We start from the raw sequence: 15,520 nt of genomic DNA, 5'->3' as shown, positions 1-15,520 counted from the left end.
CCCGCCGGCACGGCGACCACCTGCGCCGATGGTTCGAGCAGAACACCGGATGGCGCCTCGTCGTCGACCCGCAGGTGGTGCGCCTGCTCAAGGCCCCGGTCCCGGTGGGCGCGAGCTCGGCCGCGATCGCCAGCCAGCACCCGGCGCGCGGGCGGCCCGCCGACCCGCCGTTCACCCGGCGCAGGTACGTGCTGCTGTGCCTGGCGCTGGCGAGCCTCGAACGCTCCGACCCCCAGGTGTCGCTCGGCCGGCTCGCCGAGAACGTCGTGCTGCTGGCCCGCCAGACGCCGCTCGAGGGGGTCGAGTTCACCCTGACCCGGCAGGACGAACGGTTCGACCTCGTCGCGGCCGTCCGGCTGCTGCTTCGGCTCGGGGTCCTCGCGCGCGTCGCGGGGGACGAGGAGTCCTATGTGGCCTCGGGCGGGGACGCGCTGTACGACGTCGACCGCCGTGTCCTGTCCCAGCTGCTGGTCGTGCGCCACGGTCCGTCGATCCTCGTGAACCGGCCGGGATTCGCCGACGCCGTCACCATCGACCTGCTCGAGAGCGCGCTGCACGCCGAGCCGCCCGCGTTCACCGAGGACGAGGCGAACCGCCGGTTGCGGCACGCGCTGACCCGCAGGCTCCTGGACGATCCGGTCGTGTACTACGACGAGCTGGACGAGGCCGAGCTCGCCTATCTCACCCACCAGCGTTCGGCGATCACGCGTCGGATCACCGAGTTCGTCGGCCTGACCGCCGAGGTGCGCGCCGAGGGCGTGGCGATGGTCGACCCGCTCGACCAGCTCACCGACGTGCGGATGCCCGCGTCCGGCACCGACGGGCACGCCACCCTCCTCATCGCGGAGCACCTCGCCGAATCCGGACCGACCGAGGTCGACGAGCTGCGCCGGCTCGTGCGCAAGCTCGCCGGCCAGCACTCCACCTTTTGGCGGCGTACCGCGCAGCAGCCGGGAGCCGAGAACGCCATCGTCGACGACGCCGTCGCGCGCCTGGAAGGTCTCGGCCTGGTGAGCCTGACCGGCACGACCGTCACCCCACGCCCGGCACTGCACCGCTTCTCGATCGTCGAGGCCACGATCCACACCCGAAGGACCCTCCCGTGACCCAGGACTCGCCGCTTCCCCGGCCCACGACCGAACGCTGGCAGCCGCTGCGGCTCGGTCTCGTGGATCTCTTCTACTACGACGACGAGCAGTTCTGGTTCCACGACGGGCGCCTGCTGCTGCGCGGCAACAACGGGACCGGCAAGTCCAAGGTCCTCGCGCTCACCCTGCCGTTCCTGCTCGACGGGTCCCTCGCCGCGCAGCGGGTCGAGCCCGACGCCGACCCGAAGAAGCGGATGGAGTGGAACCTCCTGCTGGGCGGGGACCACCCGAACAGCGAGCGGCTCGGCTACACCTGGGTGGAGTTCGGGCGCCGGGACGCGGCCGGCCAGGAGTACTTCACGACCCTCGGGTGCGGGCTCAAGGCCGTCACCGGCCGCGGGATCGCGAAGCACTGGTTCTTCGTCACCGACCGCCGGGTCGGCGACCTGCGACTCGTCGACCCGACCGGCGTCGCCCTGACGCGCGAGCGGCTGCGCGACGAGCTCGAGGGGCGGGGCCGGGTGTATGACACCCGGGACGAGTACCGCCGAGCGGTGGACGAGGCGTTGTTCGGGCTCGGCCAGGACCGGTACAGCGCGCTCGTGGACCTGCTCATCCAGCTGCGCCAGCCGCAGCTGTCCAAGCGCCCGGACCAGCGCGCCCTCTCCAGCGCGCTGACCGAGGCCCTCACCCCGCTGGACCAGGCCGTCATCGCCGACGTCGCCGAGTCGTTCCGCAGCCTCGAGGAGGACCGCGCGCGGCTGCTCGAAGCGGAGTCCACGCATGACGCGGCGGCGGCGTTCCTGCGCCAGTACACCGCGTACGCGCGCGTCGCGTCCCGCCGCGCGGCGGCCGGGGTCCGCTCGGCGCAGAGCGAGTACGAGCGGGTGGGGCGCGAGCAGGTCGCCGTCGAGCAGGAGCTGCAGCAGGCGCAGTCCGACGTCGACGGCGCGACGGCCGCGGCGCGGGAGCTCGGCGTCGAGCGAAGCGGGCTGCACGGCCGGCAGGACGCGCTGCGCACCAGTCCGGAGATGGATGCCGCCCGCGAGCTCGAGCACGCGGCCGCGAGCGCCGCGGACGCGGACCGGGCCGCCGGGCTGGCGCGCCGGGACGTCGAACGGGCCGACGCGAATCTCGCCACCACCGTGCGTGAACGCCGCGACGCCGCTCAGGAAGAGGAGCGCGCCCGGTCCCGCGCGGCCGACACCGCCGCCGAGGCCTGCGAGCTGGCAGCCGCGGCCGGGCTCGCCGCGACCCACGAGGCCTCCCTGGCCGACGCCGGAGCGGCCCGGACCGCGCTCACTCGGCGCGCCGAGCAGCTCGCTCACGTCGGCACGCTCGTGACCGCCGCCGACGCCGCCCACGCTCGCGCGGAGCACCGCCACCAGGGATTCGACGAGGCGCAGGCGCGCGCGACGGGCCGCGCGGAGCAGGCAACGGAGAGCGAACGAACCGTCGATCGGGCGGTCACCGGGTACGGGGAGCGGCTGCGCGGCTACCTCGGGTCGTTGGCGGTGCTCGAGGTCAGCGACGCCGAGGAGGTCCTCGACCTCAGTGACGCGTGGGCCGTCAGCCAGGACGGCCCCGCGCCGGCCCGCCGGTCGGTGGACCGGGCCGCGGCCGCCGCATCCGAGCGGGTGGCCGCGGACCGCGCGCGGGCCCAGCATGAGGAGTCCGAGCTGTCGGCCGACCTCGCCGATGCGCACGAGCGGTTGGCGGAGCTCGAACGGGGGGTCGCGCCCGAGCCGCCGATCCCGCCCGCGCGTGACCCGCTGGCCCGTGCGGGCCAGCCCGGCGCGCCGCTGTGGCGCGTGACGGAGTTCGCCGAGGGACTCGAGGCGGCGGACCGCGCCGGGACCGAGGCGGCGCTCGAGGCCGCCGGGCTGCTCGACGCCTGGGTGCGCCCCGACGGTTCGGTCACCGACGTGGCGACCGGCGACGTCGTGCTCGGGGCCGGTGGGCCAACGGCGGCGCCCTCCCTCGCCGGCGTCCTGCTGGCGGCCGTCGATCCCGACGAGACGGGGACCGACGACGACGTCGTGCGCGGCGTCCTCGCCCGGATCGGCTGGGGAGAGGACTCGGGCGCCGCGGTCTGGGTCGACGCCAGCGGCGGGTTCGGGATCGGCCCGGCCCGCGGTCGATGGTCGAAGCCCACCGCGCAGTACGTCGGCGCCGGGGCCCGCGAGGCGAGCCGCCGGGCAGCGATCGGCGCGCTGCACGAACGCATCGGGCAGCTCGAGCAGCGTCTCGACCTGCTGCACGCACACCTCGACGAGCTCGAGGCCCGCCGCCGCGAGGGCGAGCGCGAGCAGCAGGAGTACCCGCAGTCCGCGGAGACGGCGCTCGTGCTCGCACACGCCGGCGCGCAGTCCGCAGCTGCGGAGCTCGAGGCGGCCCGGTCCGCCGAGCGCGAGGCCGAGCGCACGTGGCAGGACGCGGCGCACGCCGCCCGCCAGGCGCAGGAGCTCGCGGTCGAGACGGCTCGGGATGTCGGCGCCGCGCACACGGCCGACGGACTGCGCCGCGACCGCGAGCACCTCGAGGCGTACTCGGCGGCGTTGCGGATCGCCCGCGACGCGCGGGACGCGGCCGCGCGAGCGTCGCGCGACCTGGCCGCGGCCCGCGCACGTGCGGACGCCGCCGGCGTCGAGCACGCCGACCGGGAGACGCGGTTCCTCGCCGCGGACCGGGCCCTTGCGCTCGCCGCCGCTCGACACCGGACCCTGAAGGGCACGGTCGGCAAGGCCGTCGCGGAGCTCCAGGAGGAGCTCGGCCGGATCCGGCTCGAGCTGGTGGCCCTGGACGCTCGCGAGGCCGAGCTCGTGGTGGACCGGGACCGCGCCAGCAGGCGCCTCGGGCTCGTCACCGGACGCATCGAGGGCCTGGCCCGCGAGCGCGAGGGGGCCGCGCATCGCCGCGAGGAGGCGTCCACGGTCCTGCAGCGGTTCACCGCGACCCAGCTGCTGCAGGTCGCGCTGCCGGACCTCGATGTCGCGGGTCCGGGCGCCGCGTGGACGGCCACGGCGGCGATCGCGCTTTCCCGCGAGGTCGAGGCGGCGCTGAGCGACGTCGTCATGGACCAGGAGACCTGGGAACGGGTCCAGCAACGCACGTCGAACGCGTTCACCGAGCTCAGCGCCCAGATGAGCCGGCACGGGCATACCGCCGTCTCCGAGCAGCATGAGGAGGGGATGACGGTACGGGTCTCGTACCAGTCGAAGGAGCTCGGGATCGACGTGCTCGTGGCCGACCTCGGGCGGGACATCGAGCTGCGCCAGCAGCTGCTCAGCGAGCGCGAGCGGGAGATCCTCGAGAACCACCTGGTCACCGACGTCGCCGGGCACCTGCACGAGCTGCTCTCCCGGGCGCAGGGCCAGGTCGAGGACCTGAACCGCGAGCTGTCCGGGCGCAAGACGTCCACCGGCATGCAGCTGCGGGTGCTGTGGCGAGCCCGACCGGACGGGCCGGCCGGGTTCGCCGTCGCGCGGAACCTGCTGCTCCGGTCGGACAACGCCTGGAACGCCGCCGACCGGTCGGCGATCGGGGGTTTCCTCCAGGAGCAGATCAAGACGGTCCGGATCGCGGATCCCACCGCGGGCTGGGCGGACCAGCTGCGGATCGCTCTGGACTACCGCACCTGGCACGACTTCACCGTCGAGCGCCAGCAGAACGGGCAGTGGCGACCGGCCACCGGACCGGCGTCGGGCGGGGAGCGGGTGTTGACCGTGTCCATCCCGCTGTTCGCCGCCGCCTCCTCGCACTACCACTCGGCCGGGAACCCGTATGCGCCGCGGCTGATCCTGCTCGACGAGGCCTTCGCGGGGGTGGATGACGACTCGCGCGCCAAATCCCTCGGCCTGCTCGCGACCTTCGACCTCGACGTCGTCATGACGAGCGAGCGCGAATGGGGCTGCTACCCGCAGGTCCCCGGGCTGGCGATCGCGCAGCTCGCACGGGTCGAGGGCATCGACGCGGTCGGCGTCACGCGCTGGCGCTGGGATGGCCGGGCCCGCACGCTCGACGTCGCTCCCGGCCCGGACTCCGCCGCGGGAGAGCCCCGCGAGAGCGACGTCGCGGTCGGCAGCCTGTTCGACTGATGGCTGACCCCGGAGACCTCCCGCGCCTGCGCCGGCTCCTCGGCGGGCCCGACCTCGATTGGCTGGTGCAGCGGGTCCGGGGCCGGATCGCGCTGGGGTCGCTCGGTCCGGACGGCCACCTCGCCGGCACGGTTCAGCTGCGCGAACCGACGACCGGACAGCGCGCGGCCGCCGCCGGCCTCGTCGGTCCGGCGCGTCGCGCGAGCGCCGTCCTGCGGGTCGACCTGGGCGAGCTCGAGGACCTGGTGCGCCGCGGTGTGTGGTCCGCGGGGCTGGCCGACGCGGTCATCATGTTGACAGGACCGGTCGCGAACCGGTCGGCCGAGCGCGCGGCCGAGGAGGCCGCGTGGGTGGCGGCCGGGGAGGGGTTCGCGCCCGGGCTGCTCGCCCATCCCGTGCTGGGGCCGTGGTGGGAGCGGTGGTGCGCGGCCGGGCAGCTCAAGCGGGCCGCCCGGTCCGAGGAGGTCCGTCGCCCGGGGCCTGCCGTGCGCGACGACGTCGGCGAGCGCGCAGCACTGCCCGACGTCGATGTCGACGTCGTCGCAGGCGCAGCACTGCCCGACGTCGCCCGGCGGCTCGCATCCCGGGCGGCCGACTGCCTGTGCGCGCTGCCGAGCGCCGGCGAGCCGCTCGCGGTGTTCGCCCGCCGGATCACCGGCGACGCCCACGCTCTGGATCCGACGCGCCCGTTGGGCCGACTGGTGCTCGCGGCGGTCAGCGCGCTGGGAGGGGGGATCGCGGCACCGGACGACTCGCTCGGGCCGCGCGAGGTCTGGGCGAGTGCGGGACTGCTGATGTCGGCCGTCTCGTCCACGGTGCTGTGCCTGGGGGTGCCGGGTTGGTCCGGGCCGGGCGGGTCCGGGCCGGGCGGGTCCGGGCCCGGTGGGTTCGCGCCGGGCGGGTCCGGGCCGGGCGGATCCAAGCCGGGCGGATCCAAGCCGGGTGGGTCCGGGCCGGGCGTCGATTCGCCGGCGCCGACCGCGGCAAGCTCGACCGCGTCCGCGCTGGCCGGCTGGCGTGCCACCGGAATCCCGGTCGTGCTCACGCTCGACCAGGTGCGTTCCGGCGGCGTCGGCGTGGTCCCGTCCAACGGACTGGTGCACGTCTGCGAGAACCCCAGCGTCGTCGAGATGGTTGCGAGCGAGGCGGCTCACCGCTCCGCGAGGGGCACCGAACCCTGGCCGTCGAGCGGCGGCGGGCCGGTGCTGGTCTGCACCTACGGTCAGCCGGGCGCGGCGGTTCTCGAGCTGCTCGAACGGCTCACCGGCGCCGGCGCCGGCGTGCGGTACCACGGCGACTTCGACTGGGCCGGGCTGCGCATCGCCGGGACCCTCGCGGCTCGGATCCCCTGGCAGCCGTGGCGGTTCGGCGCGATCGACTATGCAGACGCGGTGGTTGGCCGCGGCCGGGTGGTCCCCGGCCCGGCCGTTCCCCTACCCGATGCGGCTGATCCCGCCGCCCGACAACACCTGCCGCTCCGCGGCCCGCCCGCAGCGTCACCCTGGGACCCAGCCCTCGCCGTCGCGATGAGCGCGCACGGCGTCGCGATCGAGGAGGAAGAGGTCGTCGCCCGACTAGTGGCAGACCTGCTCGACTGAGGTCTCGTTGCTCGCCTGACGGTATGGTATCCAAAGGGATACCTGTCGGGGAGACGAGAGCGATGAGTGGTGAACTGCTGGAACGGGCTCGGCGAGATGCCGGACTGTCGCAGGCAGATCTTGCGCGCCGTGCGAACACGTCGCGACCGACGGTGTCGGCGTACGAGCACGGACGGAAGTCGCCAACGCTCGCGACCGCCGCCAGGTTGCTGGCCGAGACAGGGAACGAGCTCACTGTGAGGCCGTTGGTCGAGTTCGCGGAACGCCCGCTGGCAAGAGGTCGTTCGACCCGCGTACCTACGCGGCTTCCCCGACTCCACGTCGAGCAAGCACTCGCCACCATCTCACTTCCGCTCCACCTCAACTGGTCCGGGCCTGCGCGTACGTTCAACCTGGCCGACCGTTCAGCCCGAGCTCAGGTATACGAGATGGTCCTGCGCGAGGGGCTGCCCGAAGACGTCTTGACCTACGTGGACGGGGTTCTTCTGGTCGATCTTTGGGACGACCTCGTTTTGCCGCGCGACCTCCGGGCGGCGTGGGATCCCGTGATTGACCAGGCGCTCGGGCGGACCGCTTCGTGAACGATCCTGGGGACAACCAGGAGAGTCCGCGCTGACCAGCTTTCAGGTGCAGGTCGCGAAGTTGTTCTTCGCGCTCCCTGCGGCTTCAGGTTTCCTGCTCGCGGGCGGAGCCGCGCTCATCGCGCAACACCTCTCGACGAGGCCCACGCAAGACCTGGACTTCTTCACCCAGACTGCGGACGACGTTCCCGTTGTCCGAGCCGCGTTCGAAGATGCGGCCGGTGTGCGCGGGTGGACCATCGAACGGATCAGCGACACGCCAACCTTCTGTCGTCTCGTTGTGCACGGCGAGGAGGATCTGCTCGTTGACCTCGCCCTCGATTCACCACCCGGAAAACCCCCGAGCGCGAGCTTCGTTGGGCCGACATTCGCGCCCGAGGAACTCGCCGGACGCAAGCTGCTCGCTCTCTTCGATCGGGCTGCGGCGCGCGACTTCGTCGACGTGTTCGCTCTCTCAAAGCGATACAGCAAACAGGGACTGCTCCGAGAGGCGGTGGCCGTTGACGCAGGCTTCGATCCCAGCGTCCTGGCCGAGATGTTCCGAACGCTGAACCGCTACGCGGACGCTGATCTCCCGGTGAACACCGGTGACGCGCCCGCACTCCGCGCATTCTTCGCAACGTGGCACGACGAGCTCGAGACCTGAGCCGGCTCGCCGCCCGAACGAAGCACTTGAGGTAAGAACCCCGCTCCGCCCCAGCGGTTCGGCCACCCAGCCCTCGCCCACGTGTCGGATCCGTGAGTGTGGAGCATGTGACGGATGGGGCAGAAGTTGCTCCGGAACCCACCCGAGCCCGTCCCACGAGCCACTTCCGTCCCATGCTCCGCACGGACGATTCGGGCCGGCCGACGCGAACGGCCCCAGACTGCGCTGCCGCCACCTCGCACAATGTCTAGGCTCGACCCATGGCGACCTACTTCGACGTCCACCCGCAGAACCCCCAGGCCCGTTCCATCTCGCAGGTCGTCGCGATGCTGCGTGACGACGGCCTGATCGCCTACCCGACCGACTCCGGCTACGCCCTCGGCTGCCGGATGGACAGCCACACGGGCGCGGACCGCATCCGTTCGATCCGGCGGCTGGACAGCCATCACCACTTCACCCTCGTATGCAGCGACTTCGCGCAGCTGGGCCAGCTCGTGCACCTCGACAACGCGCCGTTCCGCGCGATCAAGGCGTCCACCCCCGGCCCGTACACCTTCATCCTGCCCGCGACGAAGGAGGTCCCGCGCAAGCTCGCGCACCCGAAGAAGAAGACCGTCGGAGTGCGGATCCCGGACCACACGGTCGTGCGGGCCCTGCTGCACGAGCTCGGCGAGCCCCTTCTGTCCAGCACCCTGCTCATGCCCGGCGCCGACACGGCGATGACCCAGGGCTGGGAGGTCAAGGAAGAGCTCGACCACCTCATCGACGCCGTGATCGACGCCGGCGACACCGGGTCCGAGCCGTCGACCGTCGTGGACTGGTCCGAGGACGTCCCCGTGGTGGTCCGAGTCGGCGCGGGAGATCCGTCGCGCTTCGAGTGACGGGTCGTGCGGGCGGGCGCGGACGGCGCACACTCGGTGCATGCGACAGACCACCCGCTGGGAAGACAAGACCAACGCCAACCCCGACCACTCGCACTGGTACATCGAGCGGTTCCGGGAGATGGCCGCCAAGGGCGCGGACCTGGCCGGCGAGGCGCGGCTGATCGACGCGATGCTCCCCCGCGGAGCTCGCGTGCTCGACGGCGGTTGCGGCCCGGGCCGCGTCGGCGCCGAGCTCGCGGCCCGCGGGCACACGGTCGTCGGGGTCGACGTCGACCCGGTGCTCATCGAGGCGGCCGTCGCGGACCACCCTGGGTCGCAGTGGCTGGTCGGCGACCTGGCCGAGCTGGACCTGCCGGCCCGCGGGGAGGCCGAGCCGTTCGACGTCGTCGTGGTGGCCGGGAACGTCATGACGTTCCTCGCGCCGGGCACCGAGGTCGAGGTGCTGCGCCGGCTCGGCGCGCACCTCGCCGCCGGCGGGCGCGCCGTGATCGGGTTCGGCGCCGGGCGCGGGTACGTGTTCGAGTCGTTCTTCGCCGACGTCGAGCAGGCCGGGCTGCGGCTCGACGGGGCGTTCTCCACCTGGGACCTGCGCCCGTTCACGGACGAAGCCGACTTCCTGGTCGCGGTGCTGAGCCGCGGCGGCGCCTGACGGCGTCCCCGGACCGCGCGGGAGCCCGCCGATGCCGTCCTCGCGCGGGCGCAGGAGCTCGCGGAAGCCTGAGAGGCTCGCCTTTCGAGGTATACCAAAGGTATCCTCGACTCATGTCCCTCACGACGATCAAGGTCGACTCGGCAGTTCGCGACCGCCTCAACGCCGAGGCACACCGGCTCGGCCTGACCGCCGGCAGCTTCGTCGAGGAACTGCTCGAAGCCTGGGCCCGTGAGCAGCGATTCGCGGCCATGAGGCAGGCGATGGCGCAAACGCCACCGGACCTGCTCGCCTCCTACCGAGCTGAGACGTCAGCGTTCGACGCCCTCACCGGCGATGGCCTCACCAAGGAACCAACCGCCACATCCGAACCGCGGTGACCGGCCCCGTCTCGCTCGGTCGCGGAGCGGTCGCGTGGGCCGAGCTCGACCCGACGCGCGGACGCGAGCAGTCCGGTCGCCGCCCGATCCTCGTCGTGGCCTCGAACGCCTACCTCGAAGCCGTGACCACAAGGGCGCTCGTCCTTCCGGTGACGACGGTCGACAGAGGCTGGGCGAACCACGTATCCCTTCGCGGGAACGTCGGCCTCGACCACCCGAGCTGGGCCATGACCGAGCAGGTCCGCACCATCGCCCGCGAGCGGATCGTCGAGGTCGTCGGGCTCGTGGACGACGCGACGCTGGCCGACGTCGGGGTGTATCTGCGGGACTTCCTCGGGCTGTGACCTCCTGACCCGCCTCGCCGGAGACACCTGGCAGCGGGCGGGAACATCGCGACTCACAGTTGCCAGTTGTAGGCCGAAGTAGTTGCTACGTGTAGGCCAGCGACTTTGCTAGCTCGCGGGCGACCTGATCGACGGGGCGCCGGCAGCGTTGGTTCACTCGGCCAACACCCGCGTTACCACGGCGCTTCGTGCCCTCGCCGTCATCACGCGAACCGAGAACGGCCACCACCGGCCGACGGCGTCTCTCAACGACAGGGAGACGGAGTAGCCGAGCCCGCTGGGGCCGGGCCGACATAACTCGCGATGCTCCCGAATGCGACATGGTTCGTTACTTCCGGCTCAAACTTCAGCCGCTCAACGATCGGGTCGTCGACACATCGTCGATAGCATCCGAATGGGCGTTGGCGCACAGGCGTTGACCCGCCGGACAGGCTTGAGTCGCTTCTGCTCGCTCAGGTAGGCCCGGGTCATCGTTGGCGCTGGCGCAGTGGCCTAAGGCACGGCGTCGCGGACCTTAGGAGCACGGGCAAGTGACGTTCGACCACCAGGCGTGGAAGCCCGACGCGACCCTCGTTCGCGAGGTCGAGGAGCAGTTCACTCGGACCATCGAGTCGTACAGGATCCACCCGAACCTAGTCTCCGAGCATGCGAACCATGAGGAGTCGATCCGCACCGGAGGATATGCCGTTCGGACGCTCCTCGAACTGGTGCAGAACGCTGCAGATGCGCTTGCAGGCTCGGGCCACGCGCACGGCGAGCATGCGGGCCGCGTCGAGATCGTCCTCGACACCGAGAACTGCATTCTGTACTGCGCGAATGCTGGCAGGCCATTTTCGGCAACTGGGCTTACCGCAGTCACGATGGCCCACCTCAGCGGCAAGCGCGGCGACGAGATCGGGCGCTTCGGCCTCGGCTTCAAGTCCGTGCTGGCGGTGGCCCAGGCTCCCCAGGTGCTGAGTCGATCGATTGCGTTTGAGTTCAACTCTGCCAGCGCACGCCAGGCGCTCGCCGGTGTCACGACGGCGAAGCGCTATCCCGTTCTGCGCACGGCGACGCTGCTCGACGCGGTGGCCGAGTTCGAGAAGGACACTGTGCTTGCGGATCTGGCGACATGGGCGTCGACCATCGTCAAGCTCCCTAACGCCACAAACCTGGAGCGACTGCGCCAGGAGATCAAGGACTTCAGTTCCGAGTTCCTCCTGTTCGTCGGTGCGGTCCGTGAGGTGCGTCTGCGCGTGGTCGGCGCCGAACCGTACGAGACGACCCACACGTCCCAGGACCTGGGCAACGGCATCCTGCGAATCGCACGACCAGGGGGTGACGGCGACGACTGGATCGTCGAGAGCCGCATGCACGCTCCGTCAGCCGATGCGCGGCGCGAGGTCGGCGAAGTGGTCTCGAGAGCCGAGGTCAAGGTGACCGTCGCGGTGCCCGTCCAGCAGACGCGGTTGCGGATCGGCGAGTTCTGGTCCTACTTCCGTCTGCGGGACACGACCTCGGCCTCGGCCCTGTTCAATGCTCCCTGGAGCGTGAACGACGACCGGACGACGTTGCTGCCGAACGACTACAACCGGGAGATCGTTCGGACCCTCTCAGGGATCTTCGTCGGACTGCTGCCTCGTGTGCGCACGGACGCCGACCCTGCCGCGCACCTCGACTTCATGCCTGCCCGAGGTCGCGGACAGGAGAGCCACGGGTTCGGCGACGAAGCGCTGGCGGCGCACGTCCTCCGCCTCGCAGGCGACGGCAACTTCATCCCCGACGCCATCGGTGTGCTTCGGACGGGCGCAGCAGTACGACCCCTTGACACTGCAATCCGGTTCGACGCCGTGGTCCACCAGGGCTGGATCGAGTCGCCCAACACCGGTGATGACGTCCCGCACTGGCGCTGCTACTCGACGCCGGCTCGCGCGACACGGTTGCGCGATCTGCTCCTGGCGGGAGTGGACGCAGGCCTCGACCCGACCGCCCGAGACACCAGGCTCGCGCTCGAGCGCATGCCAAAGCGGGGGCTGCTCACGTGGCTGCGCGAGTGGGCCGAGGGCGATGACCCGGTGTCGGCTGCCAACGCTTTTCGGACCGTGGTCAAGAACTCTTCACTCGAGGACATCGATAGGGCCAAGGTCATCCCGACGTCCGCGGGCATGCGGGCGCTCGCCGACAAGGACGTCGTCTTCTTGCGCCGTGTAGCGGACCTTGAGATTGAGGGCGCCGCATTCGTCGACGCGGCTTTCCTCGCGCAGGACAAGGTGGAGAAACTCCTCGGAGACAGGGGGTTCCGCGACCTCGACCCCGAGGCGATCCTCAACGCGCGATTGGCGACACTCCCATCGGATCCGGGCGGTGACGATCTCGCCAAACTCTGGGACTCGGTGGTATCGGTCTCGATCCCGGCCGCCACGAGAGCGATGGTCTCCTCACACGCCGCGATCAAAGTACCCACCCTTGACGGCGGCTGGTCGTGGCCGCAGCAGGTCATTGACCTCGACGTGGTGCTTTCTGAGACTTTTTCGTCAAGGCTGCTCGACCGGCGTCGCTGCATGCCTGATGTCGCCCATCGACTCGGTGTCGTCCAGGAGCCCATAAAAGACTTCGCGCTGGATGAAGAGCCGGCGTGCGAATCGTTCGTCGAAGCGGTGCTCGCCGATGTGAACGCGCGGCGGGGCCCAGGAGAACGTCCGATCGAGAGGATCGAGTTCACTCCGGGCGAAGGCGCGGGGCCGTTCTCCGTGCTCTTCATGCTGAGGGACGCGGAGGCGCCCCTCAGCGTTCGCGAGGCCTGGACCACATCCATGCTTGCGTTCGGCGAGAGCGAGTGGATCTGCGAGGACCTCGACTCCGGTCGCACCCACGCCTTCGTGTCGCCCGCACGTTGGGCTGTCGAGCAGGCGGGCGTGCTCAACACCACCCGTGGGCACCGCCCGCCGCGCGACGTCGTCGCCCCATCGTTGGTGCGTTTCGCCGGACTGTTGCCGCTGTACAGGGGCCCGCGCCATGTCGCGGACGTCCTCGACCTGCCGGACGAGCTCGATGCGGTACCGCCTCACGTCCTGCGGGAGATGCTCGAGGGGACTCTGTTCCCAAAGGTTGATGACGTCACCCTCGTGGAGTTCGTGTTGACGGCAAGCCGCTGCGGTCTTGCCGGCGCGAAGCCTGCAACGGTTCCCGCGCGTGTGAAGCACGCGATCGAGGCCCACGCGCCTTCGACCGTCTATCTCGCCACGACCGACGAGGAGGAGGGGTTCCTGCGAACCCGTGGGCGCCCATACCTTCGCATCTCGATAGACCAGGTTGACGAGATGGTCGACCTCGTCGGATGTCGCCGGTTCGAGGACAGCTTCTCGTTCGCCATGGTCATCGAAGGTCAACAGGACGCTCAGCGGATCCTCGACGTCTACACGGGCCTGCGCAACGAGTTCGGGGTGCGGCTGGGATCCTCCAAGGTCACACGCGCTCTTCTGGTCGCGAAACGGGTCACGACGGAGGAGGGCGTGGAGGACCAACCTCTCGACTGGCACCTCGACGGCTCCGAGCTGATCGTCAGAAGCGACGCGGACGAGACCCGAATCCTTCGGTTCGTGAACGAGGCATTCGTCCTCGGGCTCGACAACGCACGACTTAGCGTCGTACTCAAGGTCGGCCTCGACCACCAGCTCGAGCGACTTCGTCTGGAGGCCCAGTCGATCGACTCCGACGCTGAGCGTCTTGACCTGTATATCGGGAAGGACGACCTCAAGGAAGCGTTGCCAAGCGGTCTCTGGACGGCGCTCGACGTGCAGGGCCTCGTCGACGACGAAACGTCCGTCGCCGAGTTGTTCATCACGGTCTATGGGTCCGACTCGCTGCGCATCTTGGCCGATCGGTTCCGCGAGGTGGGCTTTCCCGACGTCCCGAAGACCTGGGCCGGTACCCCGTCCGCGATCTCCTGGGTGCGCAAGATGGGCTTCGGACCGCAGTTCGCGGGTCAGCGAAACCAGCCACGGCCCGAGGAGTTCGTCGTGGCAGGTGCCGTCCGCCTGAACAAGCTGCACACGTTCCAGAAGAAGATCAGCGAGGACCTGAGGACGGTCCTGACCCAGCCGTCTGTCGACGGGCCGGCGCAAAAGGGCATGGTCGAGTTGCCTACCGGCGCGGGGAAGACACGCGTCGCGACCGAGACCGTGCTGAGACTGTTCGTCGACGAAGTGCTGTCCGGGACGATTCTGTGGATCGCCCAGTCCGCAGAGCTGTGCGAGCAGGCCGTACAGACATTCGAGTCGGTCTGGCGGTACCTGGGTGACGCGCGTCCTCTGACAATCGGTCGCCTGTGGGACACGAACACCGTCCACGAGCCGGACACCGAGCTCTCCGTCGTCGTGGCCACCGACGCCAAGATCGAGGCGATTATGGCCCGTCAGGATTATGAGTGGCTCAGTAAACCGACCGCTGTGTTCGTGGACGAGGCCCACCGGGCGGGCGGCTCGACTCGCTACACGACCATCCTGCGGTGGCTCGGTGTCGACGGTCGCAGCTGGGAGCGTCCGCTGGTGGGCCTTTCTGCGACACCCTTCAAAGGTCGGGCAGGCGAACACAGCGGGACCAAGGAACTGGTTGCCAGGTTCGGCACCAAGCGGATCACCGCGTTCGAGTCGGACGCTTACCGCGAACTCGGCAAGCTCGGAGTGCTCGCGAAAGTCCGACACGAGGTGCTCCCGTCGGGCGTCCAGGTCGAGCTGAGCCACGCCGAACGCAGCGCACTCGAGACGAACCGCCTCATCGACCGGAACGTCTACGAACGGATCGGTCGTGACGAGCAGCGCATGCGGGTCCTCGTCGAGCACATCATGAACCAGGACCCCGAGTGGCCGATCCTCGTGTTCACACCGAGCGTCCTCTCGGCCCAGGTGCTCGCTGCCTCGCTGCGCTACCGCGGCGTCAGCGCCGCGTCAGTGAGCGGGCAGACTGGCCGCCAGGAGCGACGGACTGTCATCAGGAAGTTCCAGGACGACGAGATCAAGGTGCTTGCCAACTGTGACCTCCTTGCCCAGGGATTTGACGCACCCGGCGTCAAGGCGCTGTACATCGCACGCCCCACGTTTAGCCCTGGTGCCTACATCCAGATGGCCGGCCGCGGGCTCAGAGGCAAGGAGAACGGCGGCAAGGAGGAGTGCCTGATCGTCGACGTCGCCGACAACTGGGGTGCAATGAACGACTTCCTCGGCTACCGCGACTACGAAGATCTCTGGAAGCAAGCGCGCGGATGATCCTGGTCCC

At 70.5% G+C, this 15,520-nt stretch carries 10 protein-coding genes and 1 pseudogene; all 11 read left to right on the top strand.

Going from position 1 to position 15,520, the window contains the following annotated elements:
* On the top strand, positions 1–1,106 hold a 1,106-nt coding region (locus VIM26_RS16680; protein WP_331953185.1), incomplete at its 5' end, for a TIGR02678 family protein.
* Entirely contained in the window at positions 1,103–5,185 is a 4,083-nt protein-coding gene (locus VIM26_RS16675) for a TIGR02680 family protein (protein ID WP_331953183.1), read from the top strand. The genes VIM26_RS16680 and VIM26_RS16675, both read left to right, overlap by 4 nt.
* Positions 5,185–6,783 carry a DUF2399 domain-containing protein gene (locus tag VIM26_RS16670; RefSeq protein ID WP_331953181.1) on the top strand — a complete coding sequence of 533 codons (1,599 nt, stop codon included), beginning with the start codon at positions 5,185–5,187 and terminating at the stop codon, positions 6,781–6,783. The genes VIM26_RS16675 and VIM26_RS16670 overlap by 1 nt, the downstream gene beginning before the upstream one ends.
* A 23-nt stretch (positions 6,784–6,806) precedes the next feature.
* Positions 6,807–6,995: pseudogene (locus VIM26_RS16665) on the top strand (helix-turn-helix transcriptional regulator); the annotation flags it as partial.
* 216 nt (positions 6,996–7,211) lie between these two features.
* Positions 7,212–7,364 carry a hypothetical protein gene (locus VIM26_RS16660; RefSeq protein ID WP_331953189.1) on the top strand — a complete coding sequence of 51 codons (153 nt, stop codon included), beginning with the start codon at positions 7,212–7,214 and terminating at the stop codon, positions 7,362–7,364.
* A gap of 46 nt (positions 7,365–7,410) precedes the next feature.
* On the top strand, positions 7,411–8,010 hold the full coding sequence (locus VIM26_RS16655; RefSeq protein WP_331953179.1) for a nucleotidyl transferase AbiEii/AbiGii toxin family protein: 600 nt from the start codon (positions 7,411–7,413) through the stop codon (positions 8,008–8,010).
* 260 nt (positions 8,011–8,270) lie between these two features.
* Positions 8,271–8,891, top strand: coding sequence for an L-threonylcarbamoyladenylate synthase (locus VIM26_RS16650; protein WP_331953177.1), 621 nt, complete (start codon positions 8,271–8,273; stop codon positions 8,889–8,891).
* 40 nt (positions 8,892–8,931) lie between these two features.
* Positions 8,932–9,543, top strand: coding sequence for a class I SAM-dependent methyltransferase (locus tag VIM26_RS16645; RefSeq protein ID WP_331953175.1), 612 nt, complete (start codon positions 8,932–8,934; stop codon positions 9,541–9,543).
* A 113-nt stretch (positions 9,544–9,656) separates the two neighbouring features.
* A complete protein-coding gene (locus VIM26_RS16640; protein WP_331953173.1) occupies positions 9,657–9,923 on the top strand; it encodes a hypothetical protein in 267 nt (88 codons plus the stop codon).
* On the top strand, positions 9,920–10,267 hold the full coding sequence (locus VIM26_RS16635) for a type II toxin-antitoxin system PemK/MazF family toxin (RefSeq protein WP_331953171.1): 348 nt from the start codon (positions 9,920–9,922) through the stop codon (positions 10,265–10,267). Before VIM26_RS16640 ends, VIM26_RS16635 begins: the two co-directional genes overlap by 4 nt.
* Before the next feature lie 530 nt (positions 10,268–10,797).
* Complete coding sequence (locus tag VIM26_RS16630) at positions 10,798–15,510, top strand: DEAD/DEAH box helicase (RefSeq protein ID WP_331953169.1); 4,713 nt, start codon at positions 10,798–10,800, stop codon at positions 15,508–15,510.
* Positions 15,511–15,520: the final 10 nt, after the last annotated feature.

The organism is Pengzhenrongella sp., assembly GCF_036565025.1.
Lineage (GTDB): Bacteria > Actinomycetota > Actinomycetes > Actinomycetales > Cellulomonadaceae > Pengzhenrongella.
Note: the sequence above shows the minus strand (reverse complement) of the source record. Positions and strands in the feature narration are given on the sequence as shown.